Origin of the sequence: Serratia sp. Res13-Sevr-LER1-36-b (assembly GCF_015673035.1) — a bacterium.
In the GTDB taxonomy this organism is placed as follows: Bacteria; Pseudomonadota; Gammaproteobacteria; order Enterobacterales; family Enterobacteriaceae; genus Chania; species Chania fonticola_C.
This window is the reverse complement of sequence record NZ_JADACK010000037.1, coordinates 194,913-221,113: the sequence shown is the minus strand read 5'-3', so window position 1 is coordinate 221,113 and position 26,201 is coordinate 194,913. Positions and strand designations below refer to the sequence as shown.

The window sequence follows — 26,201 nt, the reverse complement described above, 5'->3', positions numbered from 1 at the left end:
GGGAGAGGGCTAGGGTGAGGGGCCATTGCTTGCGGCTTAAAAAATAGTGATATCCGCCACGGAAGGGAAGATATGGCTCGGGCGGAACGGCATGGATTCAACATCGTTCAGGTTTGAGACGCCAGACAGCACCAGTACGGTTTCCAACCCGGCCTGGAAGCCAGCCAGGATATCGGTACGCAGGTTGTCCCCGATAATGACCGTCTCTTCCGAATGTCCCTGCATCTTGTTCAGTGCGGCGCGGATAATCCACGGGCTAGGCTTGCCGACATAAAACGGCTTACGGCCGGTGATCTTCTCGATCGGCGCACACAGAGCCCCACAGGCTGGTGTGAAACCATGGCCATGGGTATCCGGGTTGGTGGCAATAAACCGCGCCCCGTTGTTCACGAAGAAGGCCGCTTTATGCATCATGTCCCAGTTGTAGGAACGGGTCTCACCCACGATCACGAAATCCGGGTTGATATCGGTGATGGTAAAGCCGGCTTTGTAGAGTTCGTGGATCAGTGCACCTTCGCCCACCACATAGGCTTTTTTACCTTCCTGGCGGCGCAGGAAATCGGCCGTCGCCATCGCTGAGGTATAAAACGCGCTTTCTGGCACGTCCAGGCCAGCGGCGGCAAAGCGGTTGGCCAGGTCCTGGGCGGTTTGCGAAGGGTAGTTGGTTAGCACCACCAGCGGCATTCCCTGCTCCTGAATACGAGCCAGGAACAGATCGGCTCCAGGGATCGGGGTATTGTCATGCAGCAGCACGCCGTCGATGTCACATATCACGTTTTTGATAGTCATTGTTGCTGGTCTCATGATAAACGGCAGGGCAAAAAAGCCAGAAGTGCATCCCTGCCAAACAGGCAGTTTAACTTTCTAACAGCCGTTGGAGAAGTACACCGTTGAGCATTGCCCGTTTCGCCAGGGCAAAAGCACCGATCGCTGAACGATGATTGAGTTCGGAAGTGACCACCGGCAGGTTTCTGCGGAAATCCTTCAGCACCTGAGTGTTGATGCAGCTTTGGATGGCGGGTAACAGCACTTTGTCCGCTTCGGTGATTTCACCGGCGATCACCACTTTTTGCGGGTTGAACAGGTTGATGGCGATGGCTACCGCCTTGCCCAGATAGCGGCCAACGTGTTCGATCACTTCGCTGGCCAGCAAATCTCCGCGATTGGCGGCTTTGCAGATGGCGGCAATGCTACAGTCGTCCAGCGTCATTTTGCTTGGGTAGCCCTGACTCAGCAGGTGGCGTACGCGTTGTTCGATAGCAGCGTTGGCTGCCACGGTTTCCAGGCAGCCGAAGTTACCGCAGTGGCAGCGCTCGCCGAGGGGATCGATTTGAATATGACCAATCTCTCCCACGTTGCCGTTATTGCCGAGGAAGATTTTGCCGTTGACGATGATCCCGGCGCCTGTGCCCCGGTGCAGGCGCACCAGAATGGAGTCTTCACAATCACGGGTAGCCCCGAAGTAGTGCTCCGCCAAGGCCAGGCTGCGGATATCGTGGCCGACAAAACTGGTGACGTTGAAGCGTTGCTGAAGATGATCGACCAACGCCCAGTTATCGACGCTGATGTGCGGCATATAGCGCACTACGCCTAAAGCAGGATCGACCAGGCCAGGCAGGATCACGGCAATGGCGATCAGTTCGCGCAATTTGCGCTGGTAGCTTTCGATAAACTGCGCAATGGCGTTGAGCAGTGCGTTTTCCAGTGTCTCCTGGGTGCGTTCCGGCAGAGGATAGTGCTCCTCTCCGAGCGACTTACCGCCCATATCGTACAGGGTGATAGTGGCATCATGGCGGCCCAGGCGGACGGCAACGGTGTGAAAATTGCGGGTTTCACTGACAATGGAAATGGCACGGCGGCCACCGGTGGAGGCTTGCTGATCGACCTCTTTGATCAGCCCGCGCTCCAACAGTTGGCGAGTAATTTTAGTGACGCTGGCGGGGGCAAGCTGACTGAGTTCGGCAATCTGAATGCGCGAGATCGGGCCTTGCTGGTCGATCAGGCGATACACTGCTGCGCCGTTGAGTTGCTTAACTAAGTCAACATTCCCTATTTGTGCTTGTCCGCCAGTGCTCATCAATAATTCTACTCGCTGTTCATGGATTAAACCTCGTTGCCGTTAACGAGGGTCTTGGTGATTTGGTAATCACGGGTAAAGGCGGTCAGGTTGGCGACCTTGCCGGCTTCGATGGTGCCTAAACGTTGTTCGACACCGATAGCGCGAGCCGGGTAGAGCGTTGCCATACGCAGCGCTTCGTCCAGTGCGATACCGACATGCTCTACGCTGTTCTGCACCGCTTCGATCATGGTCAGTGCGGAGCCGCTCAGAGTGCCGTTTTCGTCAACGCACAGGCCGTCACGATAATAAATGGTTTTACCCGCGAAAATAAACTGATCGATATCCGCGCCTGCTGGTGCAGTAGCATCGGTAACCAGCACCAATTTATCACCTTTTACCCGCTTGGCGTTACGGATACTCGCCCAGGCCACGTGGTGCCCATCGGCAATGATGCCGGTATACACTTCTGGCGTGTCGAAGATCGCGCCCATCAGGCCCGGTTCGCGGCCGCTGATGTACGGCATGGCATTGTACAGATGGGTGGCGAAGGTAATGCCTGCGGCGAAACCCACGCGTGCCTGATCATAGGTGGCGTTGGAGTGGCCAGCGGACACCACGATACCGGCGTCACTCAGCTGTTTGATAAAGTGGGGTTCCACCATTTCTGGCGCCAGGGTCACTTTGCTGATCACGTCGGCGTTGGCACACAGGTAGTCGATCATCTCGCTGGTAGGCTTGCGGATAAACGCCGGGTTGTGGGTGCCTTTCTTCTCCAGGCTCAGGTACGGCCCTTCCAGATGCAGGCCAAGGGCCTGATTGGGATGGTTCTTCAGATAAGCGCGCATCACGTTGATGCCGTGCTTCATATAATCGTCGCTGCAGGTGATCAGCGTTGGCAGATAGCTGGTACAGCCGGATTTCTCGTTGGCGCGCTGCATGATTTCCAGCGTGGTTTCCGAGATAGCTTCCAGTGAGTCGTTAAATTGCACGCCGCCGCAGCCGTTAAGCTGCACGTCGATAAAACCGGGGGCTAAGATGGCGCCACCCAGATCGCGCGTTTCGATGCCTGCTGGCAGTTCGGCCAGTGGGCAGACTCGTTCAATCAGGCCATCAGCAATCACTACCGCATGGTCATCAAGCACGTCATGGCCGGTAAAAATCCGGCATTGGGTTAAAGCGAACATGTAGCCCCCTGCAAAAAATTAAAGACTATTAACGCTTTCCGCTTCCAACTCGCGGAAATACTTAACGGTTTTCACCTTCAGTTCCATGGTGGACGGTTCGTCACAAACCACCACGGCTTTGGCATGCAGCTGCAGGCAGCTAATGGTCCACAGGTGGTTGATGCTGCCTTCCACTGCGGCTTCCAGCGCCTGTGCCTTGCCACGGCCGGTGACCAGGATCATCACTTCTTCCGCATCCAGCAAGGTACCTACGCCAACGGTCAGAGCATATTTTGGCACCTGGCTCACGTCACCATCGAAGAAGCGGGAGTTGGCGATACGGGTTTCTTCGGTCAGCGTTTTGATACGGGTGCGTGAAGCCAGGGAAGACGCTGGTTCGTTGAACGCAATGTGGCCATCGAAGCCCACGCCGCCCATGAACAGGTTAACTTTGCCGTAGGATTTCATTTTGGCTTCGTACTGACGGCACTCTTCGTCAACGTCTGGTGCGTTGCCGTTCAGCAGGTTGATATTTTCACGTGGGATATCAACGTGGTCGAAGAAGTTACGGTACATGAAGGTGTGGTAGCTTTCCGGGTGTTCCTGCGGCAGGCCAACATATTCATCCATGTTGAAGGTCACGACGTGCTTGAAGCTGACTTCACCGGCTTTGTGCATCGCGATCAGGTGTTTGTAGGCTTCCAGCGGGGTGCCACCGGTTGGCAGGCCAAGGACGAACGGGCGATCTGCGGTCGGTTTGAAGGCATTGATACGCTGAACGATATGGCGTGCGGCCCATTTGCCGACTTGAATAGTGTCTTGTAGTGGGATAAGTCTCATCGTACACCTCTAGGTAGAATAAACTGTGTCTATACTGGTACGGGCAACAAACCGTAGCTTAAAGCGTAACTCAGCTTTGTGAAGCGGGTATTCGGGATTACTGTCCGTTGATTTTTTGAATGATAAAATAAGTTTTGTGCGATGGCTAGCAATGTGGCAGTTTAACACTACTTTTTGGTGACATTTGTCACAAAAAAGGAGGTTTTAATTTGCGATACGAAATAATTTTTTTACACTCCGCATGAGTGATACGTGCCAAGCGTTATTTCTAAAAAGGTAGTGAGTTATCTCAATAAACTGCCAATAGGGTCCGGCATCGGACGAATAGGGGGAAAAGGTGAACATTCTTAGTTATTTACAAAAGGTGGGTCGGGCCTTGATGGTTCCGGTAGCCACACTGCCTGCCGCGGCCATCCTGATGGGTGTCGGCTACTGGATTGACCCGGTTAGCTGGGGTGGGGACAATGCTCTGGCAGCCTTGTTCATCAAATCCGGTTCGGCCATTATCGATCATATGTCGGTCCTGTTCGCCATTGGTGTGGCTTACGGTATGTCCAAAGACAAAGACGGTGCCGCTGCACTGACCGGTTTTGTCGGTTTCCTGGTAGTGACCACGCTGTGTTCACCTGCCGCCGTGTCAATGATTCAGAAGATCCCTCTCGATCAGGTTCCTGCCGCCTTTGGCAAAATTGAGAACCAGTTCGTGGGTATCCTGGTGGGTATCATTTCTGCCGAAGTCTACAACCGTTTCAGCGGTGTTGAACTGCCGAAAGCGCTGTCGTTCTTCAGCGGCCGCCGTCTGGTGCCAATCCTGATCTCTTTCCTGATGATCCTGGTTGCCTTCATCCTGATGTACATCTGGCCGGTGGTGTTCAACGGTCTGGTCAGCTTCGGTGAGCAGATCCAAAAGCTCGGCTCTGCCGGTGCCGGTATCTACGCCTTCTTCAACCGTCTGTTGATTCCGGTCGGTCTGCACCATGCGCTGAACTCGGTATTCTGGTTTGACGTTGCCGGTATTAACGATATTCCTAACTTCCTGGGTGGCTCGCAGTCTATTGAAGCGGGTAAAGCCACGGTCGGTATCACCGGTCGTTACCAGGCAGGTTTCTTCCCAATCATGATGTTCGGTCTGCCGGGTGCAGCACTGGCCATCTACCACTGCGCGCGTCCTGAGAACAAAGCGAAAGTGCTGGGTATCATGATGGCGGGGGCGTTCGCTGCCTTCTTCACCGGGATCACCGAGCCGCTGGAATTCTCCTTCATGTTCGTTGCTCCTGTGCTGTATGTGATCCACGCCATTCTGACCGGTATCTCCGTATATATCGCAGCCAGCATGCAGTGGATTGCCGGTTTTGGTTTCAGTGCCGGTCTGGTGGATATGGCGTTGTCAACGCGTAACCCACTGGCGACCCACTGGTACATGCTGATCCCGCAAGGCCTGGTGTTCTTCGCTATCTACTACGTGGTCTTCCGCTTCACCATCAAAAAATTCAACCTGATGACCCCAGGCCGTGAACTGGCGGTTGCCGGTGACGAAACCGACGGTTATGACGTGGATACCGCTGCGGGTAAGAACGAAGATGAAACCACTACCCTGGCTCGTCGTTATGTGAGCGCCATCGGGGGTTCTGACAACCTGACCGGGATCGATGCCTGTATCACCCGTCTGCGTCTGAACGTTAAAGATTCTGCGTTGGTGAACGATGCTCTGGCTAAACGCCTGGGTGCTTCTGGCGTGATCCGTCTGAACAAGCAAAGCGTGCAGGTGATTGTCGGGACTCGTGCCGAACTGATTGCCAGTGCGATGACCAAAGTGATTGCAGCAGGCCCGGTAGCGGCAGCCTCTGCTCCAGCCGCCGCAGCCGCTGCGGCAGAAGTTAAACCGCAGGCCGTACCTAACGCCGCTAAAACCGTGTTGGAAGCGCTGGTGGCGCCGGTAACCGGTGAAGTGGTGGCTCTGGATCAGGTGCCGGACGAAGCCTTCGCCAGCAAAGCGGTCGGTGACGGTGTGGCTATTCGCCCAACCGATAAAACCGTCGTGGCACCAGCTGATGGCACCGTGGTGAAGATCTTCAACACCAACCACGCTTTCTGCCTGGAAACAGACAAGGGCGCGGAGATCGTCGTGCACATGGGTATCGACACCGTGGCGCTGAACGGTCAGGGCTTCAAACGCCTGGTGGAAGAGGGTGCTGAGGTGAAAGCAGGTCAGCCAATCCTGGAAATGGATCTGGAATACCTGAACGCCAATGCGCGCTCGATGATCAGCCCGGTAGTGGTCAGCAATGCTGATGACTATGCTGGCCTGACGGCACTGGCAACCGGCAATGTGGTTGCTGGCCAGACCAAGCTGTTCGAGATCCAGAAATAAGTTGGGTTTAACCCTGGCTTCGCCCGGGCGTTAAACGGGCGGTGAGCCGTATCAGCGGGAAAAGAGCGATCTTTTCCCGCTTTTTTTGTTTTTGCACCATGGGAACTTGACGAATAACGGTTGTTTCTGGGCGCGGCTTATTGGAACATAGAAGGTTATATGTGTAGCGCTTTGCATTTGAGGAATAGTGACATGAGTGAGGCAGAAGCCCGCCCAACCAATTTTATCCGTCAGATCATTGATGAAGATCTGGCATCAGGGAAGCATACGTCGGTTCATACACGTTTCCCACCGGAGCCTAATGGCTATCTGCATATCGGCCATGCCAAGTCCATTTGCCTGAACTTTGGTATCGCCAAGGATTATCAGGGCCAATGTAACCTGCGCTTCGATGACACCAACCCGGTAAAAGAAGACATCGAATTTGTCGACTCCATCAAGCACGATGTGGAGTGGTTAGGCTTTACCTGGAGCGGCGACGTTCGTTATTCCTCGGACTATTTCGATCAACTGCACCAGTATGCGGTTGAGCTGATCAACAAAGGCCTGGCCTATGTTGACGAGCTTTCTCCCGAGCAGATCCGTGAATATCGTGGCTCGTTGACGGCTCCGGGCAAAGACAGCCCGTACCGTACCCGCACGGTTGAAGAGAACCTGGCGCTGTTTGAGAAGATGCGTAACGGTGAGTTTGCCGAGGGCACCGCTTGCCTGCGTGCCAAGATCGATATGGCCTCGCCGTTTATCGTGATGCGCGATCCGGTGATCTACCGCATCAAGTTTGCGGAGCACCATCAGACCGGCAACAAATGGTGCATCTACCCGATGTACGATTTCACCCACTGCATTTCCGATGCGCTGGAAGGGATCACCCATTCGCTGTGTACCCTGGAGTTCCAGGATAACCGCCGTCTGTACGACTGGGTGCTGGATAACATCACCATCCCTTGCCATCCGCGTCAGTACGAATTCTCACGCCTGAATCTCGAATACGCCATCATGTCCAAGCGCAAGCTGAGCCAGCTGGTGACCGAGAAGATCGTTGAAGGCTGGGATGACCCACGTATGCCAACCGTGTCTGGCCTGCGTCGTCGTGGCTACACGGCTGCCTCCATTCGCGAGTTCTGCCAGCGTATCGGCGTCACCAAACAGGACAATAACGTCGAGATGATGGCGCTGGAGTCCTGTATTCGTGACGATCTGAATGAGCACGCACCGCGCGCCATGGCCGTGCTGGATCCGGTGAAGGTGATCATCGAGAACATGTCGCAAGACGTGGAAATGGTGACCATGCCTAACCACCCGAACCAGCCGGAAATGGGCAGCCGTGAAGTGCCATTCAGCCGTGAAGTGTATATCGATCGTGCAGACTTCCGTGAAGAAGCCAACAAGCAGTACAAACGCCTGGTGCTGGGTAAAGAAGTGCGCCTACGTAATGCGTATGTGATCAAGGCTGAGCGCGTAGAGAAGGATGCAGAGGGTGAAATCACCACCATTTTCTGCACCTACGATCCAGATACACTGAGCAAAGATCCTGCCGATGGCCGCAAGGTGAAAGGCGTGATCCACTGGGTGTCTGCGGCACACGCCTTACCGGCAGAAATTCGCCTGTACGATCGTCTGTTCAGCGTGGCTAACCCGGCGGCGGCAGAGGACTTCCTCGCCACCATCAACCCGGAATCGCTGATTATCAAGCAAGGCTTTGTTGAGCCAAGCCTGGCAACTGCCCAGCCGGAAAAAGCCTACCAGTTCGAGCGTGAAGGCTATTTCTGCGCAGACAGCCGCTATTCTACGGCCGAGCGCTTGGTGTTTAACCGCACTGTAGGCCTGCGTGATACCTGGGCCAAGATTGGCGCTTAAGCTTAGCCAAGCCTAGCGCGTTTCCTTGCCTGTTTGTCTCTTGATCGGATCTTCTGGTCAAGAGACATCTTCTGTTTTGCTTTGAATGCTACCCTCAAGTTGTTGCCCTTCCCGCTGCCTGTTCCTGATTTTGGTCATTTGGCCTGCGTTCTGTTAACTGTCACTATATGCCCATAATAAAGCTAGGGTAATAAACTCACGGAATTTATCTGGCCCGCATTTTATTTTGCGTAAATTTTGAGTAGCTCACCTTGGCTTATTCCTATTACTAAATATCGAAATAACGAATGGTTGCGACCACTTATACTTATATTTTGGCGCTCTGTGTATTAGCCATAAATTTATTGATCTGCGTTAGTTGATCGGCTATTCTTGCCCGAAATACAGGGTAGTAAATAATAATCAGCATGCTTTAATAAAGGCATATTTTATTGTGCCTTTATACTAAGCATGGCTTTTTTTCTATTGGGATAGATAATGCCAAGGCTGATTTATACTCACTATATAAGGATTATGTTGTGAAAAAGCTTACTGTTTCTCAAGCCAACTCAATCGTCGGCGGTACCTGTAAAACCTGTACTACCAAATATGTCGCCTCTGGTTTCAAGTGCAATATGGTAACCACCTGTACCGACAAAACCGGTAAAGTCATCAGCCAGGACTCCAAACCTACTGCGCTGGCCAATTGCGGTATTATTGAGCAGTAATACTGAGTAACGGTATCCTGCTGCCACCGCCCTTACTACCCTTGAATAGAGGGTTATTGAGTCCGAGTTACGCTCAAGCCTGTGTCCAGTAAGGGCAGGTAAACATGGAACATTATTCAGCGTTTATTTCAGTGCTGATGCGATTTTTTCGTGTCAGCCTGTTTCGCAACAATAAAGCTAATTGCCAGGCCTTTTTAGGACGAGTTTTTATGTTCAGAACCCCTCTGTTTATTACCCTGTATACGTTAGTGGTTATTATTGTTTCATCACTCATGACGACAGCCTATTTTCACTATTTTGTATTGAACACTAATGATGAACAGCAAAGCCTGATCGCTTTCGATAATAATAATGTTAACAATAGTCCGATCGAAGAAGGCAATACCCTTATCGAACTCTTCTCTTATGGCTGCCACTACTGCGCCCTGAATGAAGCAAACCTGGATAAGCTGGAAGCGCGGATGCCTGCCGGGAGCAAGTTGGTCCGTTTGCATATCAATAACGAGCAGATGAATGGTTTGGCCAGTTTCTCCTCGTTGTTTGCGACGTTAACGGTGATGGGCATTGAACCGCAGCACCGTCAGAGCGCCTATGACGCGATTATCCGGGACAAGATCGATCTGAGTAACCCTAAAAATCGTGATATCTGGCTTCAGGAACAAAATATCGATCTCGCGGAGTACGCTCGTGTTAGCCAGACCCCGCAGGTGCAAGCCTTGTTGAACTATATGACCGAGGTCTCCCGCTATTACAACATAGACGCAACGCCGAGCTTTATCGTCAACAGGAAATGGCTGGCATTGCAGGATCGTGAGTTCCCCGAGTTTGCTGACCACTTGCTGTCGTTGTTGCAGCATGACAAACCGCTGGAGCCCTAATGCGTTTCTTTGCTGTGTGGGCCTATCTGGCATGGCGAAATAGCCTGGCAACGCTGATGCGTAGTCTGGCGCCCTTGCGCAAAGCACAGAGAAGCGTCGCCTGTTGGTTATTGCAGCACGGTGATTATCGTTGGTTTCTTGTGCTGGCGGCGTGGGGCAGAGGGTTGCGGTTGGGCGACCGGGGGGAGCGTAGGCGTGCTTTTGTGGCCGCCGCCAATAAGCAGTGCTTGCTTGGCGATGGCCGTAAATTGGATTTTGCCGGGGTGAGCTATCGTCGGCGGCTATTGGATCTGGCCGCTACCTATGGGCAAAGCCCACAGATACAGGCTCAGATGGAACGTTGTAAAGCGCAGTTGAATGCCGTGGTTGAGCCTTTGCATCAGGCCGGTTCGCCGGTGGTGCTAGCTCCGTTGCATATGGTTTCCGATGTGTTGGCCGGGATGGTTGGGGGAGCGGCTTTCCCTGGTCAGGCAACGGTGATCGTTTCCAGCAGTGTGGAAATCTATCAGGAAAAGGTTCGCCAGCTAGGGAAGGTCAACCTTGCTTATTGTTCGATCCATGACGATAGCCGGGAAATTGCCGGCAACCTGATGGCGGCGATCATGGAGGCAGCGGATCATCGGCGGAACATCATGATCTTCCCTGATATCACCCCCGATTACACCGTCAATGCCAATACGGCAGCAACGGCAAAACTACCTTGTCGGCTTTTTGATCGCCCTGCCAATCTGCACAGCGGAGTGATACGCATTGCCCGGGCGCTATCGGCGCAGGTGGTTTTTTATTACCTGTACTACGACCGGGAACTAAAAATCCATATTGAACCGCCGGTGCAGGCTCGCAGCCTGAAAGCCAGGCTGCCGGAAATCATTGAAACGTCGATAGCCCGGCATCCTGAAGACTGGCTGTTATGGCACTCGCATTCGTTATTTTTTATCAATGAATAATCTGGAAATTGAAGAAGTCAGATCATGGAAAAGATAATCCCAACGCAGGTTTTTCAAGGTGAAACCAATGAGTGTGGGTTGGCCTGTATCGCCATGCTGGCGCAGACGCAGGGCATCGATGCCCCTCTGGAGAACTTGCGTGAACGCTATCCTGCGTCGCAGCATGGCACCTCGTTGACCACGTTATGTACCATTCTCTCTGAGCTGGCCATACCCGCTTACCCGGTTATTTTCGACCATGGTGAGCTGGCGGAACTGCCCCTGCCTGCCATTTTACACTATGGTGCCAGCCACTATGTGCTGTTGGCGTACCGCCAAGGCAACTATGTCTGCGTGATGAACCCGGCAATAGGCCAGCAGCTGTTGCCCATCGATGCATTAAAACTGGAAATCAGCGGCTACGCGCTGGTGCTGGATAGTGAAAGACAACTCGACCCAAAGGCACAGGCAGATAAAAAGCGCAGTACGGGTTTCAAAGCTTTGGAGTGTATGAGCCTGAAAGAGACCGCCAGGATGCCGGGTATCTATCGGCTGATGGTGCTGGCCTTTCTGATTTCCTTAACCCTGTTCATCATGCCGACAATGGTGGGCAGCGCCATCAATCAGGTTTACTCCTCGGCGGGTGACGCCGATTTCCCGTATTTTTATTTCCTGCTGGCGTTTTTTGTTTCTACCCTGCTGGCTTTCGCCGTGCGTTGGGTTACGGAGCGGTTTATCAAACGCTTTGTGGTGGTCAACAGCGTAGCCGGTTTCTCGCGGTTGCTCGGTAATTCTCTCAACTTCTTTGCCAAACGTGCACCGGGCGACGTGTTCAGCCGCTTTTCCAACTGGCAGCTGGCATCCGGCATCAAGATCGAGCTGGATAACGGCCTGCGTACCGATTGGATTATCGGCGCTATCGCGTTAGGCGTCATGTGTTACATGAGCCCGCTGCTGGCGATGGTCTCTGGCGTTGGCGTTACGCTAATGGGATTGATCAGCATCTGGGCCATCTACCGCGATCGCTATTATACCCAGCAGTTGCAGGTAAAAACGGCGGAGCAAAGCGACTTTATTCTGGAAAGCATCCAGGGTTTTTCCACCATCAAATCCGCAGGGCTGGATAGCCAGCGCAAAAGCGTGTTTGCCCGCTACGCGCTGTCTCTGTTTACCTGCCAACAGCAGCAGAGGATCTATGAGCAGGTCAAAAGCAGCCTGTATCAGCTGATCGGCAGCCTGGAGATGGTGTTTTTCATGCTGCTGGCGTTGCCATTGTTGAAAAAGGGTGTCCTGACGCTGGGGGAGTTTTTCGCCTACAGTTTTGTGCGGGAGATTTTCACCTCGTATATCACCAAAATATTCTACGCCATTTTGCAGAAGAACCAGCTGCACGTCATCGATACCCGTGCGCGGGATCTGTTTCCTTCCAGTTCTGAACATGAAGCGGCGCCTAAGACGCTCCCGCAGTTCAGCTCTCGGTTGAGTTTTCGCCATATTGTCTTTGCCTATGATGCCCAACTGCCGGTGCTGCATGATTTGTCGATATCGCTGCAACCCGGCCAACGGATTGCCATTGTCGGCGAGTCGGGGACGGGCAAAAGCACGCTGCTGAAAGTGATGACCGGCCTGATGGCTCCACAGCAAGGTGAGGTGGTGGTCGATGGTCAGCCGGTCGATTATCGGCAGATACACACCTTGTTCTTCCTGCAAAGTCAGGAAGATATTCTGTTCAATGCCTCGGTGCTAGAGAACATCACGTTGTTTGATGAGAACGTGGATGAGCACCAACACCAGCGGATTAAGCGTTCCCTTGAGGGGCTGAATCTGCACTCGGTCGTAGAAAAACTGCCGGGTGGCCTTAATGCCCTGATCCGTGAAAGCCATGCCGGATTGTCCCTGGGGCAGCGCCAACGCCTGTTATTGGCACGGGCAATGTACAGTAACTGCCCGGTGCTGGTGCTGGATGAACCCACGGCCAACCTGGATGAAAATACGGCGCATCAGGTGATGACGACCTTGCTGGCCCATTGCCGTGAACAGCACAAAACGCTGATCACCGTGACACACAGCGAAAGCGTGCTGTCGATGTTTGATCGGGTTTATCGCATGGACAATGGGGGTATGAAGCAGGTTGATACCCTGTTCGCACCGCAACCAGACCTGACAGCGGCAGCATACTCATGAAGATTAAAATGACAGGGAAGAAGGTGCTGATGGCTGTACTGGCATTGGCCGCAATGAGCGGTGCGGTTGTCTGGTATGCCATGACGCCAACATCGGATGGTGCCCTCAATACTGTCGAAATTACCCGCGGTGATATTGAGAAAACGGTGCTGGCTACCGGGGTACTTAAACCGTTGCTGCAAGTCAGCGTCGGGGCGCAGGTCAACGGACAACTGCAAAAGCTGTATGTGAAACAGGGGGATCGCGTCACTCGCGGGCAACTGTTGGCAGAAATTGATCCCACGTTGCAGCAGAATGCGCTGCGGAAATCGGAGGCGGCATTACAAAGCGCTCAGGCGCAGAAACAGGTCACTCAGGCGATGCTCAAACAGTATCAGCAGGAACTGACCCGGCAGCGCAGAATGGATCGCGAAGGTTCCGGCATAAAAAGTGAGTTGCAGAAAGCCCAGGCCCAGCTCCAGACGCAGGTCGCCCAGCTAAAGGTGAATGATGCCCAAATCGTTCAGGCACAGATGGAGCTGGAAACGGCCCGCGCCAACCTGGGCTTTACCCGCATTGTCGCGCCGATAGATGGTGAAGTGTTGGGGATTGTCACCAAAGAAGGGCAAACCATTGTCTCTTCTCAAACCGTACCCACCATTTTGGTATTGGCGGATGTCGATACCATGTCAGTGCATACCCGCATTTCAGAAACGGACATCCTCAAGGTTCGCGTTGGGCAGCCACTGTGGTTTTACGTGGTTGCCGATCCGAAAAAGCGCTATGAGAGTGTGATGGGCTCGATCCAGGATGCGCCTGGGGAGGCCTTGCTGGACGACAATCTTGCGACTTCCTCCAGCCAACAAGCCTCTGCGGTGTATTACAACGGCGTGTTTGTGATCGCCAACGCCCAGCGTTTGCTACGAACCTCAATGACTGCCCAGGTGTTTATCATCACCGAACAGGCCAGGAATATCCTGCGTGTGCCGGTTGCCGCCTTTGGAGCACAGCGGGATGCGGACCACTATCAGGTGCAGGTGATGAATGGCAAGCAGCTTGAGCTACGTTGGGTCCGTATTGGGCTTAATGACCGGCAGTTTGCCGAAGTTAAAGAAGGGCTCAACGAGGGAGATCGCGTGGTGCTGAGCTCCTCGGTGCCGGGAAGCGATCATCATGGCTGAACATTGTGAGCCTTTAATCGCCCTGAGTGGCGTATCTCGCCATTTTGTGTCCGGATTGCAGACGGTGGCGGTGTTGAAATCTATCTCACTCACTATTCAGCGGGGAGAAATGGTGGCGATCATCGGCGCTTCCGGATCGGGGAAATCCACGCTGATGAATATTATTGGCTGCCTGGATAAGCCGACGCAGGGGGAGATGTCCATCAAGGGAATTTCCACCCCAGAGGCCAGTAGCGAACAGTTGGCTCAATTACGCAGCCAGTACATTGGGTTTATTTTCCAGCGCTATCATTTGATGCCGTACCTCAGCGCCGCTGAAAACGTCGCCATTCCGGCTCTGTATACGGCGATGCCGACGGCTGAGCGTCAGCAACGGGCCGAGTATTTACTGACCCGGCTTGGGTTGCAGCAGCGTATCCATTACAAACCGGCTCAACTTTCCGGTGGGCAGCAACAGCGGGTCAGTATCGCCCGGGCACTGATGAACGGGGCGGAAATCATTCTGGCTGACGAACCGACGGGAGCGCTCGATCGTGCCAGTGGCCAGGAGCTAATGGGGATCCTGCACGCACTGCACCAGGCAGGACACACTTTGATTATCGTGACCCACGATCGTGATATCGCCAATCAGGCACAGCGCATCATTGAAATCAGCGACGGTGAGATTATTTCCGACCAGGCCAACTATGCCGTCGCGCCGTTGGAGACCCCGCCAGCGCTGCCGGTTGCTGTGGCTACTGGCCGCACAAGGTTTTGGCAAAGCGTGAAAGAGGCCGTCAAGATGGCCTGGCGTGCCTTGTTAGGGCACCGCGCCCGGGCCTTTTTGTCGATGCTGGGTATCATCATCGGTATCTCTTCGGTGGTGTCATCCATGGCGGTCGGGGAAGGGGCTAGGCAAAGTATTCTGAATGAAATCAGCCAGCTGGGCACCAGCACGCTGGAGATACGGCCGGGACTAGGCTGGGATAATCTCCGCCCCGATTTTGCGCGGGCGCTCACGGTGTCCGATGTCGAACTGCTGGCGGAGCAACCTTATGTCGATAGCGTATCGCCGGTGGTCAGCAATACGGTAAAAGCGGTACGTGGAGGCAAGCAGGCCATGGTGTCGATTTCCGGCATCAGCAACGCGTATTTTCGCGTGCAGGGCCTGCATTTCCTCTCCGGCAACGGCTTTACCGGGCGTGATCTGGACGAGCGTGAACCGGTGGTGATCATCGATCCAGAACTGCGCACCACGCTGTTTGAGCCAGATGAGCTGCCCGAGGGGGAGATCATCCAGTTGGCGGGTACGCCTTACCGGGTGATCGGTATTGCCGAGCGTAAAGGTGGCAAGTTCAGCGGCATGATGCTTGGGGCGTGGATGCCTTACACCGCGTTGCTGGAACGAATGTCCGGCAATATGCCGATCGAATCGATAACCTTGCGGGTCAACGACGGTATTTCATTGCGTGATGTGCAAGGCCGTGTAGAAGCATTACTGGAGCAGGCGCATGGCCAGCGTGACTTTTTCACCCAGACCAATGACCAGATGACGCAGGCCATCCGTAAGGCGTCGGACTCCATGACGCTGCTAATCACCGCCATCGCCGGAATTTCCCTGCTGGTGGGGGGCGTTGGCGTGATGAATATCATGCTGGTATCCGTGACAGAACGAACCCATGAGATCGGCATCCGCCTGTCGGTTGGGGCGCGTCCTGCGGATATTATGCGCCAGTTCCTGATCGAAGCGATGGTGATCTGCTCGCTGGGTGGGCTGATTGGCATTATTGGTGCCGGGCTGGCCGGGGTGATTTTCTCCTGGGTAACGCAGGAGTTTTCCATGATCTTTACCTGGCCACCTATGGTGCTGGCTTGCGGGTTCTCGGCGCTGATCGGCCTGGGGTTTGGCTTTTTCCCTGCGCGTAATGCAGCGCGCCTTCACCCTACGGAGGCGCTGGCACGCGAATGATGATGGGCAAACTTTCCTGGACACTGTTATTCCCTTTATTGCTCACGGGATGTGGCTCATTAGTCAAAAGCGACTATCAGCAGCCCATGCTTTCTGTGCCCTCCGAATGGCGGCAGCAGGAGAGCGGGGCAGGTTATTTACAGCACGGCCAACGCTGGTGGGACAGCTTTGACGATCCGCAACTGTCGAGCCTGATTGGTCGGGTGCTGACCAGTAACAACGATCTGGCGATTGCCGGATTGCAGCTACAGCAGGCGCGGCTGGCTGCGGGGTTAACGGATACCAACCTGACACCGGACGTGGCGGTTAGCGGCGGTGCAAGCAATGAAAAAAATCTGCGCAGCAATACCACCCCGACGGAGTCTTACCGCACCTCGCTGGATCTGAGCTATGAATTGGATTTGTGGGGCAAGCTGGCGCGGGCCAGAGAGCAGGCTCAGTGGCAGGTTGAGGCCTCGGAGCAGGATCGGCAAAACACCGCGTTGATATTGATCGGTGATACCGCGCGCTATTACTGGCAGATCGCCAGCCTCAATCAGCAGATCACGCAGCAGCAGACCGGGCTGGAAATCAGTAAGCAGACGCTCGACATGGTGCAGTCCCGCTTCGCAGCAGGCGCGGCTGGGCAACTTGATGTATTGCAGGCGCAGCAATCGGTGATTGAGCGTGAAAACCGGCTGCGTCTGTTGCAACAACAGCGCGAGGAGGCCCGCAACGCGTTGGCCATCCTGTTCAACCGCTCGCCCACCGATCGTCAGGTAGAGCGATCTTCTCTGGACACCCACCAGGATGTACCGATAGCCAAGATGCTGCCGGTTGAGGTTATCGCCCGCCGCCCGGATGTGAAAGCGGCGGAAAGCCAGCTGCGCGCGGCGTTGGCAGGTTCGGATGTGGCTCGCCTGAGTTTTTATCCGACGCTTTCGTTGAGTGCATCACTCGGGGCTGCCAGTAATGTTTTCCAGCAATGGTTCAGCAACCCGGCCAGAACATTGGGCGCTAACGCTGCCTTACCGTTTGTGGAATGGAACACCGTACAACTCACCATCGAAAAGTCGGATCTGGATGTCAAGCAAGCGGCGATTGTGTTTCGTCGCACGGTCTACAGTGCCTTGTCCGATGTGGATAACGCCATGACGCAGCGGCTTGGCTATCAGCAGCAAAGGAAAAACCAGCAGCAGAATCTGCAGCTAGGCCAGCAGCGTTTAGCGCTGGCGACTAGCCAATACCAGGCGGGAGCCGTTTCTTTCCAGACTCTGCTGGATGCGGAAGATGCCCTGCTGACCATTGAAAATAATCTGGCGGATCTGCAGTACAGCTACCTCAATGCCACCATGAAACTCTGGCAGGCACTGGGCGGCGGTGTGGCAAAAGAAAATGACAGGGAAAGGGGGAAATCATGAATAAAGGTTTAATGCCGCGCCGAGTGGTGGTCACCGGTTACGGGGCGGTGACGCCGCTGGGAATGAATGCAGCGCAAAGCTGGGCGGCGATCATGGATTATCAGCTAGGTTACCGTTATTACGATAAATCCAGCGTGGGGATCCAGTCGCGTTTTCTGGGGCTGATCGACGAGGAGCCAAGCTTGAAAGGGGTTCCTGCGGCGATCCGTCGTCGCCTGCCGCGTTTTGCCCGGCTGGTGTTGGCCGCGGCCCGTGAGGCGATGGGCATGGCGTTTCAGGGCGACAGCCCGGCGGCCTATTACGATCTGCTGGAGTGCGGCACGATTATGGGCAGTGGCTGGGCAGGGCAGGATGAAACCCATATGAATTATGAAGGCTATCTGCGCACGGGGCTGGGGTCACCGTTTGGCTGTTTCCTGTCGATGCCGAATGCGGCTACGGCGGCGTGCAGCCTGTTCTGGGGCCTGCGCGGTTATCAAAACAGCCCGATTGCGGCCTGTGCGACCGGGACGATCGCCATCGGTGATGCTTTTGAGGTGATCCGCAGTGGTCGCGCCTCCATGATGCTTGCCGGGGCTGGGGAGTCGCTGCGTACCGATGCCGCAGTGTGGAACATCGATATCCTTCGAGCGTTGGCGAGCGAGCAGGAAGATATCCGCAAGGCCTGCTGCCCGTTCAGCCTGGATCGCAACGGCTTTGTGCTGTCAGAAGGGGCGGCCGTTTTGTGCCTGGAAGAACGGGAAGCCGCGCTGGCTCGCGGGGCAACTATCCTTGGCGAGATCAAAGGCTATGGTAATTATTCCGATGCCGTCGATTTTACTGCCCCGGCCGAAGACAAGCTTGCGCGGGTCAAGACTATCGCGCGAGCATTGGATCAGGCGGGATTGGCGGCGGCTGATATCGACTACATCAATGCGCATGGCACCTCGACGCCGCTCAACGATCTGAACGAAACACAGGCCATCAAACTGGCCTTCGGTGAAGCCGCTTTTAGCACACCGCTTTCCAGCACCAAATCCTATTCCGGGCATCTTATTGCGGCGGCGGGCAGTTTTGAATCCATTATTTGCCTGCAAGCCATGCAACATCAGATGATGCCCGCGACCTGCCACCTGAAGAATGCCGATCCACAATGCGATCTGGATTACATCGGTGAGGGGCATCGCTCTGCAGCGTTACAAAATACGCTGAATCTGAGCTTTGGTTTTGGCGGAGCCAATGCGGCTTTGGTGATCGGGCAGGCATGAGTATGGAGCTCACTTACACCGTGCAAGATGCCGAAGCCTGGGCAGCATTTTCTGGCGATTACAATCCGATCCATTTTGACCTGCAACAGGCGCGCAAGATCGGTGTGGCGCAACTGAGCGTGCATGGGATGCGTGCGATGCTGGATATGAAACGCCACCTGAGCACAGCCCTGTTGGCTACAGCGCCGGATCAGGATGGCTGTACCTTCCGCGCACGTTTGCGCCAGCCAGTGCTGTGCCAGACGTCATATCAGTTGCAAATTGCCAGCAAGGGAAGCTCGGTGACCGGTGCACTGCTGGACAGTACCACGCAAGAACGCTGTTTTAGCAGTACGTTGACTTCGTCCCCACTTTTGCCATCAAGTGCTGGCGTGAAGGAACACTCGCTGACGGCGGCTGAAGTGATGACACTGGCCCGCCGGTTTCCAGGAGAGGTCTCTGATATCACTCAGACTTGGGGATTCCTTGATGCGCTGTTATTTCAGCTGTTGGTGCAATCCCCGGCAACGCTGGCGACGCTGAGCGCAGCGTTTCCCGAATTGGCTGCCGAGACGCTGATCGACGTGTTCGCGCAGATCCCGGTGGTGCAGACACACCATGAAACCCACTTCAGTGCCCAACTTTTTACCCCCGATCCCCATTTTCACCTTGCAGAGCGGCTGTACTACCAGATTTCGCCAATGTTGATCATGGGGGATAAACACAGCGGCCTGGTATTACGGGTGGAGATCCAGGCTAACACGCTGTCGCAGCCGCTGATAACAACGGCAGTCACCTTGAAAACCTGGCCGTTGGTCAGTGAATAACATAAGGATATACCATGGAAAAGTACCAACAAATTTACCTCACCGTCAGCGAAATGATCTGTGACGCCAAAGATCTCGAGATGGACGACCTCTCGCCAGAGATGCCCTTGCATCAGTTAAAACTCGACAGCCTGGATTATGTCGAACTGATGGTTTTGGCCAAGCGTGAGTTTGGCGCCACGTTGAGTGCCGAAATGTTTATCGATAAACCCAATATGACGCTGGGTGAACTGTGCCAATCTCTGGCCGAACAGCAAAAATAAGCCTATGACCAGACAATGGGTATTAGTGACCGGCGGTAGCCGGGGGATTGGCCGCGCGCTGGTGGAAGAGTTGGCCAAACAATGGAACGTGGTGTTGACCAGCCGTAGCGATCAATCGCCCGCAGCCGAGGTGATTGAGGCCTGCGCCGGTTTGCCTGGCTGGGTGGAAAGCGTTGTTTGTGATGGCAGTGATGAGCAAGCCGTGAACCTCGTGGCACCAGAGCTGCTGGCCCGACTCGGTGCGCCTTTGGCGGTGATCCATAATGCGGGGATCGCCCAAGACAGTTTGCATATCCAACAAACGAGCGAGCGCTGGCGGCAGGTGATCGACACTAACCTCAATGCCGTATTCTACTGGAACCGCCACCTGCTGCCAGCCATGATGGCGCAGGGGGAAGGTGCCATCGTACTGATGTCTTCGGTAACGGGGATCAAGGGCAATGTGGGGCAAACGGCTTACGCTGCCAGCAAATCGGCGATGATAGGCCTGGCCAAGTCGCTGGCGTTGGAGGTGGCGCGTTTTAACATCCGGGTGAATTGCCTGCTGCCTGGGATCATTCACAGTGAAATGACAGACGCGATCCCTCCGGAGGCGCTGAAGGCGCTGCGCAAACAAATCCCGCTGAGGCGTTTGGGCAAGGCCAGCGAAGTCGCCAGGGCGGCGGTATTTCTGATCGGTGATGACAGCCGTTATATGACAGGACAGAGCCTGATCCTCGACGGAGGGTTAACTGCCTGACCCACTGGGGACGAACATGTTCGTCCCCTACAAATTTCTGCACCTAAATCCGAGCACACAGGTTGCGCTTACACCTAAAACCCATCCTGTAGTTAGCGGTGATCACGCTTGTTTTTTTCTAAGAAATAACTTGGTTGTCACTGCGTATCATTTTTCATCATCTCGACTTATATATTCGCGATGCGAATTAATATCATTTGTAGAGCGCTCTCATTTTTAGAGCAAATCGGCGTTTTTCGCTTGCTGAAACCTTTCAATCCACAGGGGATTAGCTTTTTTAAGCTTTTATTATCTGATTTTATTCGAAATTATTTATAAATAGTGACCTTGCTCATTATTGTAACGAATTATCATCAATGTGTGCACCTTGTCATACTTTGACAAATCTATCTCACTTTTCATTTGATAATTCGCGTCGCGAAAAATAGTCTAGCTACAGTATCAAGGCCGAGGTGAATTTTATCACCCGGCACAATTTTACCCGATTAGGGTTTTTTATTAGCGACCGTGCAGGGCAGTGGTGAACGCAGGCGGGCGCACTTTAAAGTCAAAGTCAAAGAGGAATTTTCTTATGGGTACGCACGGTGCTCAGCGTAAAACGCTGGCGCTCGCTGTCGCGGGTGCACTATTAGGAAGCGGATTCGTTATGGCCCCAGAAGCGCAAGCCGAAGGGTTTATCGACGATTCTACGCTGACCGGTGGGGTCTATTACTGGCAACGTCAACGCGATCGCAAAGACGTTGAAACCGGTGATTTTAAAACCAACCTCTCTCACTCTACCTGGAACGCCAACCTGGATTTCACCTCCGGCTATGCGGCGGACATGTTTGGTATCGATGTGGCGGCGTTCACCGCCATCGAGATGGCCGAATCTAGCGAGAGTGGCCACCCGAACGAAATCGCGTTCTCCAGCCGTAACCGTACCTATGACGAAGATTACTCCGGCGATAAAAGCGGTATCAGCCTGTATAAAGCGGCCGGTAAGTTCAAGTACGGCCCGGTCTGGGCGCGTGCCGGTTATATCCAGCCAAGCGGGCAAACGTTGCTGGCCCCGCACTGGAGCTTTATGCCGGGTACCTACCAGGGTGCTGAAGCCGGTGCCAACTTTGACTATGGTGATTCAGGTGCGCTGAGTTTCTCCTACATGTGGACCAACAAGTACAAAGCGCCTTGGCACATCGAGATGGACGACTTCCGTCAGAACGATCGCAAAACCGACGTTTCCTACCTGCACTCGTTGGGTGCCAAATACGATTTCAAAAACGACCTGGTGCTGGAAGCCGCGTTTGGCCAGGCGCAAGGCTACGTGAATCAGTATTTCACCAAGGCGTCTTACAAGTTTGATCTGGCCGGCAACCCAATGACCACCAGCTACCAGTTCTACGGCGCAGAAGACCGCATCGGTGATAATCGCGATCCGAACAGCATCTATGATGGCCTGGCGTGGTTGCAGGCGCTGACCTTCGGTTATACCACCGGTCAGTTCAACTGGCGTCTGGAAGGTACTATGGTCAAGGCGGAAGGTAACCAAGGCTTCTTCCTGCAGCGTATGACCCCAACCTACGCCTCCTCAAATGGCCGCCTCGATATCTGGTGGGATAACCGTTCCGACTTTAACGCCAACGGCGAAAAAGCCGTGTTCGGTGGCGTGATGTATGACCTGAGCAACTGGAACCTGCCAGGCATGGCCGTCGGTGCTTCCTACGTTTATGCCTGGGACGCCAAGCCAAGCACCAACCCGATTTACGATCAGAGCCAGCGCCTGAGAGAGAGCGCTTACAGCCTGGATGCAATGTACACCATGCAGGACGGGCGCGCCAAAGGCACTCTGTTCAAACTGCACTTCACGCAGTATGACAACCATTCCGATATTCCAAGCTGGGGTGGCGGTTACGGCAACATCTTCCAGGACGAGAAAGACGTCAAATTCATCGTTATCGCACCGTTCACCATCTTCTAATGCGCTCCCCGGTGGCCAGGCTGCCGGGGAAAGGTCACAGGACTTTAACCATGAAAAAACTGATGCTGATTATCGCTGCGGTTGCCGGGCTTAGCGCCTGTTCGCAATCGGCCGCGCCACCGGAAGATGTCAAGCTGCGCCAGGCCTACAGCGCCTGTATCAATACCGCGGAAGGTTCCCCAGAGAAGTTACAGGCCTGCCAGGCGGTGCTGAACGTGTTGAAGCAAGAGAAAAAGCACCAACAGTTTGCTGAGCAGGAAACCGTGCGAGTGCTGGATTATCAAAGCTGCATCCAGGCCGCCCATACCGGCAATGGCCAGGCGTATGACGCCAAATGCGGCAAGCTGTGGAAAGAAATTCGCGCAAACAACAACTGATTACGCAAGAGGTTGCAGATGAACAAGTTTAAGATGAGTGCTCTCGCCGCCCTGACGGCTACCGTTGGGCTATTGGGCAGCGTAGGTTCTGCCATGGCCAACCAGCAGGTGGTTGATCAACTCAGCCAGTTGCAGGTCAATTTGAAAATGTTGGACAACCGTGCTGCCGAGAACGGCGTGGACTGTGCCAAGTTGGGGGCCGACTGGGCGTCCTGCCACAAAGTGTTGATCACCTTGACCAACGGCAATCAGGAAATCAAAGATAAAGACTGGGCGATCTATTTCCACAGCCCGCGCCAGACGCTGAAGGTTGATAACGACCAGTTCAAAATCACCCACATTACCGGCGATCTGTATAAGCTGGAACCGACAGACAAATTCACCAGCTTCCCGGCCAATCAGGCGGTGGAAATCCCGATTATCGCTGAATACTGGCAGCTGTTCCGCACCGACTTCCTGCCGCGCTGGTATGCCACTTCCGGCGATGCTCAGCCTAAGATCCTGTCAAATACCGATACCGAAGATGTTCACCAGTTTGTTGCCCCGTTCACCGGTGACCAGTGGAAGCGTACCAAGGATGACAACAACATTCTGATGGTGCCGGAAAGCCGCTTCACCAAGAACCAGGATCTGAAAGTGTTGCCGATGGCATCGCTGCGTGGGCAAATCATCCCAACCCCGATGGAAGTTAAAGTCCATTCGAAGGATATTGACCTGAGCAAAGGCGTGGCGTTGGAACTGAGCGCCTTGACCAAACCAGCGGCAGATGCGGCAGCCGAGCGTTTTGCCCTGCTGGGCATTGAGAGCCAGGTGAGCGGTTATCCGATCAAGACGGATATTAAGCCAGCGGCATTCAAAGGCGATCAGGCCGTTCCAGGTGCCTACCAACTGAAGATCGGCGAGAAAGGTGCCGAGATCGTCGGTTTCGATCAGACTGGGGTGTTCTATGGTCTGCAATCCATCCTGTCGCTAATCCCTTCGGATGGCAGCAAGAAGATCGCGACGCTGGATGCCAAAGATGCACCGCGCTTCCAATACCGCGGCATCTTCCTGGACGTGGCGCGTAACTTCCACCAAAAAGACGCCGTATTGCGCCTGCTGGATCAGATGGCAGCCTACAAGCTGAACAAATTCCACTTCCACCTGACGGATGACGAAGGTTGGCGCATTGAGATCCCTGGCCTGCCAGAGTTGACTGAAGTGGGCGGCCAGCGTTGTCATGACCTGAGCGAGACCACCTGCCTGATGCCACAATATGGCTCTGGCCCGGCACCGCACGGTGGCTTCTTCTCCCGTCAGGACTATATCGACATCGTTAAATATGCTCAGGCACGCCAGATTGAAGTGATCCCTGAGATCGACATGCCGGCGCACGCCCGTGCGGCGATTACCTCCATGGAAGCTCGCTACAAGAAGCTGCTTGCCGAAGGGAAAGGGAAAGAGGCCAACGAGTTCCGCCTGGTGGATCCGACTGATACCTCCAATACCACCTCGGTGCAGTACTTCAACCGCCAGAGCTACCTGAACCCATGCCTGGATTCCTCCAAGAACTTCGTGGACAAAGTGATTGGTGAAGTGGCCCAGATGCACAAAGAGGCCGGTCAGCCGCTGAAAACCTGGCACTTTGGTGGGGACGAAGCGAAGAACATCCGTCTGGGCGCTGGCTATACCGACGTGAAAAACCCGGAAGCGGGCAAGGGTATCCTCGATCTGAGCAAAGAAGACAAGCCGTGGGCCAAGTCGCAGGTTTGTCAGGCCATCATCAAAGATGGCAAAGTGGAAGATATGGAACACTTGCCAAGCTACTTCGGTCTGGAAGTCAGCCAGTTGGTGAAAGCGCACGGCATTGACAGAATGCAGGCGTGGCAGGACGGCCTGAAAGATGCCAAAGACTCGAAGGCCTTCGCGACCAAGCATGTGGCGGTGAACTTCTGGGATACCCTGTACTGGGGTGGCTTCGACTCGGCTAACGACTGGGCGAACAAGGGTTATGACGTGGTGATCTCTAACCCGGACTACGTCTACATGGACTTCCCGTATGAAGTCAGCCCGGACGAACACGGTTATTACTGGGGCACCCGTTTCAGCGACGAGCAGAAGATCTTCAGCTTTGCGCCGAACAACCTGCCGCAGAACGCCGAAACCTCGGTTGACCGTGACGGTAACCACTTCGCCGCCAAGAGCGACAAACCGTGGCCGGGCGCATATGGTCTTTCCGCCCAACTGTGGAGCGAAGTGGTGCGTACCGACCAGCAGATGGAATACATGATTTACCCACGTGCCGTGTCGCTTGCAGAACGTGCATGGCACCGTGCCAGCTGGGAGCAGGATTACAAAGCTGGCCGTGAGTATAAAGGTGGCGAAACCCATCAGGTCGATACCAAAACGCTGGATCAGGACTGGCTGCGCTTTGCCAACCTGATCGGGCAGCGTGAACTGGCCAAGATGGATAAAGCGGGCGTGAGCTATCGCCTGCCGGTCCCAGGTGCTCGTATCATCGGGGGCAAGTTGGAGGCGAATATTGCTCTGCCGGGCCTGGGAATTGAATATTCCACCGACGGCGGCAAACAGTGGCAGCGTTATGACGATAAAGCGCGCCCAGCGGTGGCGGGTGACGTGCAAATCCGAGCAATCAGCCCGGATGGCAAACGCTTCAGCCGTGCCGAACCAGTGAAAGCGTAAGTGAGAACTCCGCCCACCTACGTGTCGGTAGAGGGGCGGAGATAGTGCAAGGTGAGAGCAAACTGCAATTGTGATAATTGAGTGGATATTTTTCCCCGGGCCTGTCCGGGGATTTTTTTGCCTGTCATCCGGGCATAAAAAAACCGCCATTTAGGCGGTTTTCACGTTCTGGCGAGCCAGAATCAGTTCTTGTTGTGCAGCGTTTCGTTCTCGCGGCAGTCACCGGTTTCACAGTGGCCGTACAGGTACAGGCTGTGGTTGGTGAGCTTGATACCGTGTTGCTTGGCGATATCGCGCTGACGCACTTCGATGGATTCGTCGCTGAACTCGATCACTTTGCCGCAGTCCAGGCAAATCAGGTGATCGTGATGGTGTTGCTGAGTCAGTTCGAAAACCGACTTGCCACCTTCAAAATTGTGGCGGGTCACAATACCTGCGTCGTCAAACTGGTTCAGCACGCGGTATACCGTGGCCAGGCCAATTTCTTCGCCCATATCTATCAGTTTTTTGTACAGATCTTCCGCACTGACGTGATGGCATGCCGGATCCTGTAATACTTCCAGGATTTTGAGTCGCGGAAGAGTGACTTTTAAGCCAGCCTTCTTCAATGCGGAGTTGTTATCAGTCATGCGGA

Annotated in this window: 21 protein-coding genes; 16 read left to right on the top strand and 5 right to left on the bottom strand. The window is 54.4% G+C overall.

Annotation, left to right across the window (positions count from 1 at the left end):
* Positions 1 to 36: 36 nt before the first annotated feature.
* The 4 genes from IMQ33_RS22105 to nagB form a co-directional block, all read right to left on the bottom strand.
* Positions 37 to 789: an HAD-IIA family hydrolase gene (locus tag IMQ33_RS22105; RefSeq protein ID WP_065686411.1), complete on the bottom strand. Its 753-nt coding sequence runs from the start codon at positions 787 to 789 to the stop codon at positions 37 to 39.
* A 67-nt stretch (positions 790 to 856) separates the two neighbouring features.
* Positions 857 to 2,077 carry an N-acetylglucosamine repressor gene (locus IMQ33_RS22100; RefSeq protein ID WP_065686412.1) on the bottom strand — a complete coding sequence of 407 codons (1,221 nt, stop codon included), beginning with the start codon at positions 2,075 to 2,077 and terminating at the stop codon, positions 857 to 859.
* Between the two features lie 26 nt (positions 2,078 to 2,103).
* On the bottom strand, positions 2,104 to 3,243 hold the full coding sequence (gene nagA, locus IMQ33_RS22095) for an N-acetylglucosamine-6-phosphate deacetylase (RefSeq protein ID WP_021805318.1): 1,140 nt from the start codon (positions 3,241 to 3,243) through the stop codon (positions 2,104 to 2,106).
* An 18-nt stretch (positions 3,244 to 3,261) separates the two neighbouring features.
* A complete protein-coding gene (gene nagB / locus IMQ33_RS22090) occupies positions 3,262 to 4,062 on the bottom strand; it encodes a glucosamine-6-phosphate deaminase (RefSeq protein ID WP_196062021.1) in 801 nt (266 codons plus the stop codon).
* A gap of 337 nt (positions 4,063 to 4,399) precedes the next feature.
* On the opposite strand from nagB, the gene nagE reads away from it, so the two are divergent.
* From nagE to IMQ33_RS22010, 16 genes are all read left to right on the top strand, one after another.
* A complete protein-coding gene (nagE, locus tag IMQ33_RS22085) occupies positions 4,400 to 6,433 on the top strand; it encodes an N-acetylglucosamine-specific PTS transporter subunit IIBC (RefSeq protein ID WP_065686414.1) in 2,034 nt (677 codons plus the stop codon).
* A 192-nt stretch (positions 6,434 to 6,625) separates the two neighbouring features.
* Positions 6,626 to 8,290, top strand: a complete 1,665-nt coding sequence (gene glnS, locus IMQ33_RS22080; protein WP_196062020.1) for a glutamine--tRNA ligase — start codon at positions 6,626 to 6,628, stop codon at positions 8,288 to 8,290.
* Between the two features lie 518 nt (positions 8,291 to 8,808).
* Positions 8,809 to 8,997, top strand: coding sequence for a DUF4762 family protein (locus tag IMQ33_RS22075; protein ID WP_021805314.1), 189 nt, complete (start codon positions 8,809 to 8,811; stop codon positions 8,995 to 8,997).
* A 209-nt stretch (positions 8,998 to 9,206) separates the two neighbouring features.
* Positions 9,207 to 9,875: a thioredoxin domain-containing protein gene (locus IMQ33_RS22070; RefSeq protein WP_161740461.1), complete on the top strand. Its 669-nt coding sequence runs from the start codon at positions 9,207 to 9,209 to the stop codon at positions 9,873 to 9,875.
* On the top strand, positions 9,875 to 10,822 hold the full coding sequence (locus IMQ33_RS22065) for an ABC transporter (RefSeq protein ID WP_065686416.1): 948 nt from the start codon (positions 9,875 to 9,877) through the stop codon (positions 10,820 to 10,822). Before IMQ33_RS22070 ends, IMQ33_RS22065 begins: the two co-directional genes overlap by 1 nt.
* A gap of 24 nt (positions 10,823 to 10,846) precedes the next feature.
* Positions 10,847 to 12,985, top strand: a complete 2,139-nt coding sequence (locus IMQ33_RS22060) for a peptidase domain-containing ABC transporter (protein WP_196062019.1) — start codon at positions 10,847 to 10,849, stop codon at positions 12,983 to 12,985.
* The gene (locus tag IMQ33_RS22055) at positions 12,982 to 14,145 is read left to right on the top strand and encodes an efflux RND transporter periplasmic adaptor subunit (RefSeq protein ID WP_098928223.1); all 1,164 of its coding nucleotides are present in this window, start codon (positions 12,982 to 12,984) and stop codon (positions 14,143 to 14,145) included. The genes IMQ33_RS22060 and IMQ33_RS22055 overlap by 4 nt, the downstream gene beginning before the upstream one ends.
* The gene (locus tag IMQ33_RS22050) at positions 14,138 to 16,093 is read left to right on the top strand and encodes an ABC transporter permease (protein WP_065686419.1); all 1,956 of its coding nucleotides are present in this window, start codon (positions 14,138 to 14,140) and stop codon (positions 16,091 to 16,093) included. The genes IMQ33_RS22055 and IMQ33_RS22050 overlap by 8 nt, the downstream gene beginning before the upstream one ends.
* Positions 16,093 to 17,493, top strand: a complete 1,401-nt coding sequence (locus tag IMQ33_RS22045; protein WP_196062023.1) for an efflux transporter outer membrane subunit — start codon at positions 16,093 to 16,095, stop codon at positions 17,491 to 17,493. Before IMQ33_RS22050 ends, IMQ33_RS22045 begins: the two co-directional genes overlap by 1 nt.
* Positions 17,490 to 18,740, top strand: coding sequence for a beta-ketoacyl-[acyl-carrier-protein] synthase family protein (locus IMQ33_RS22040; protein WP_065686420.1), 1,251 nt, complete (start codon positions 17,490 to 17,492; stop codon positions 18,738 to 18,740). The genes IMQ33_RS22045 and IMQ33_RS22040 overlap by 4 nt, the downstream gene beginning before the upstream one ends.
* Before the next feature lie 2 nt (positions 18,741 to 18,742).
* Entirely contained in the window at positions 18,743 to 19,546 is an 804-nt protein-coding gene (locus tag IMQ33_RS22035) for a MaoC/PaaZ C-terminal domain-containing protein (protein WP_065686421.1), read from the top strand.
* Positions 19,547 to 19,560: 14 nt separating this feature from the next.
* Positions 19,561 to 19,809: an acyl carrier protein gene (locus tag IMQ33_RS22030; protein WP_065686422.1), complete on the top strand. Its 249-nt coding sequence runs from the start codon at positions 19,561 to 19,563 to the stop codon at positions 19,807 to 19,809.
* 4 nt (positions 19,810 to 19,813) lie between these two features.
* A complete protein-coding gene (fabG, locus tag IMQ33_RS22025; RefSeq protein WP_196062018.1) occupies positions 19,814 to 20,548 on the top strand; it encodes a 3-oxoacyl-ACP reductase FabG in 735 nt (244 codons plus the stop codon).
* Positions 20,549 to 21,119: 571 nt separating this feature from the next.
* Positions 21,120 to 22,508, top strand: coding sequence for an OprD family outer membrane porin (locus IMQ33_RS22020; RefSeq protein WP_065686424.1), 1,389 nt, complete (start codon positions 21,120 to 21,122; stop codon positions 22,506 to 22,508).
* Between the two features lie 50 nt (positions 22,509 to 22,558).
* On the top strand, positions 22,559 to 22,885 hold the full coding sequence (gene chiQ / locus IMQ33_RS22015) for a ChiQ/YbfN family lipoprotein (RefSeq protein ID WP_065686425.1): 327 nt from the start codon (positions 22,559 to 22,561) through the stop codon (positions 22,883 to 22,885).
* Positions 22,886 to 22,903: 18 nt separating this feature from the next.
* Positions 22,904 to 25,567: a beta-N-acetylhexosaminidase gene (locus IMQ33_RS22010; RefSeq protein ID WP_196062017.1), complete on the top strand. Its 2,664-nt coding sequence runs from the start codon at positions 22,904 to 22,906 to the stop codon at positions 25,565 to 25,567.
* Positions 25,568 to 25,749: 182 nt separating this feature from the next.
* Here the strand turns inward: IMQ33_RS22010 and fur are convergent, their stop codons facing one another.
* Positions 25,750 to 26,196, bottom strand: coding sequence for a ferric iron uptake transcriptional regulator (fur, locus tag IMQ33_RS22005; RefSeq protein ID WP_021805300.1), 447 nt, complete (start codon positions 26,194 to 26,196; stop codon positions 25,750 to 25,752).
* Positions 26,197 to 26,201: the final 5 nt, after the last annotated feature.

What these genes read in the sequence shown, in the direction of transcription:
- IMQ33_RS22035 (WP_065686421.1), top strand. Translation starts at nt 18,743, where the DNA reads ATGGAGCTCACTTACACCGTGCAAGATGCCGAAGCCTGGGCAGCATTT.
- nagA (WP_021805318.1), bottom strand. Translation starts at nt 3,243, where the DNA reads ATGTTCGCTTTAACCCAATGCCGGATTTTTACCGGCCATGACGTGCTT.
- chiQ (WP_065686425.1), top strand. Translation starts at nt 22,559, where the DNA reads ATGAAAAAACTGATGCTGATTATCGCTGCGGTTGCCGGGCTTAGCGCC.
- IMQ33_RS22060 (WP_196062019.1), top strand. Translation starts at nt 10,847, where the DNA reads ATGGAAAAGATAATCCCAACGCAGGTTTTTCAAGGTGAAACCAATGAG.
- fabG (WP_196062018.1), top strand. Translation starts at nt 19,814, where the DNA reads ATGACCAGACAATGGGTATTAGTGACCGGCGGTAGCCGGGGGATTGGC.
- IMQ33_RS22040 (WP_065686420.1), top strand. Translation starts at nt 17,490, where the DNA reads ATGAATAAAGGTTTAATGCCGCGCCGAGTGGTGGTCACCGGTTACGGG.
- IMQ33_RS22030 (WP_065686422.1), top strand. Translation starts at nt 19,561, where the DNA reads ATGGAAAAGTACCAACAAATTTACCTCACCGTCAGCGAAATGATCTGT.
- IMQ33_RS22070 (WP_161740461.1), top strand. Translation starts at nt 9,207, where the DNA reads ATGTTCAGAACCCCTCTGTTTATTACCCTGTATACGTTAGTGGTTATT.
- IMQ33_RS22050 (WP_065686419.1), top strand. Translation starts at nt 14,138, where the DNA reads ATGGCTGAACATTGTGAGCCTTTAATCGCCCTGAGTGGCGTATCTCGC.
- IMQ33_RS22105 (WP_065686411.1), bottom strand. Translation starts at nt 789, where the DNA reads ATGACTATCAAAAACGTGATATGTGACATCGACGGCGTGCTGCTGCAT.
- IMQ33_RS22065 (WP_065686416.1), top strand. Translation starts at nt 9,875, where the DNA reads ATGCGTTTCTTTGCTGTGTGGGCCTATCTGGCATGGCGAAATAGCCTG.
- nagB (WP_196062021.1), bottom strand. Translation starts at nt 4,062, where the DNA reads ATGAGACTTATCCCACTACAAGACACTATTCAAGTCGGCAAATGGGCC.
- IMQ33_RS22055 (WP_098928223.1), top strand. Translation starts at nt 12,982, where the DNA reads ATGAAGATTAAAATGACAGGGAAGAAGGTGCTGATGGCTGTACTGGCA.
- IMQ33_RS22020 (WP_065686424.1), top strand. Translation starts at nt 21,120, where the DNA reads ATGGGTACGCACGGTGCTCAGCGTAAAACGCTGGCGCTCGCTGTCGCG.
- IMQ33_RS22010 (WP_196062017.1), top strand. Translation starts at nt 22,904, where the DNA reads ATGAACAAGTTTAAGATGAGTGCTCTCGCCGCCCTGACGGCTACCGTT.
- glnS (WP_196062020.1), top strand. Translation starts at nt 6,626, where the DNA reads ATGAGTGAGGCAGAAGCCCGCCCAACCAATTTTATCCGTCAGATCATT.
- IMQ33_RS22100 (WP_065686412.1), bottom strand. Translation starts at nt 2,077, where the DNA reads ATGAGCACTGGCGGACAAGCACAAATAGGGAATGTTGACTTAGTTAAG.
- fur (WP_021805300.1), bottom strand. Translation starts at nt 26,196, where the DNA reads ATGACTGATAACAACTCCGCATTGAAGAAGGCTGGCTTAAAAGTCACT.
- IMQ33_RS22045 (WP_196062023.1), top strand. Translation starts at nt 16,093, where the DNA reads ATGATGGGCAAACTTTCCTGGACACTGTTATTCCCTTTATTGCTCACG.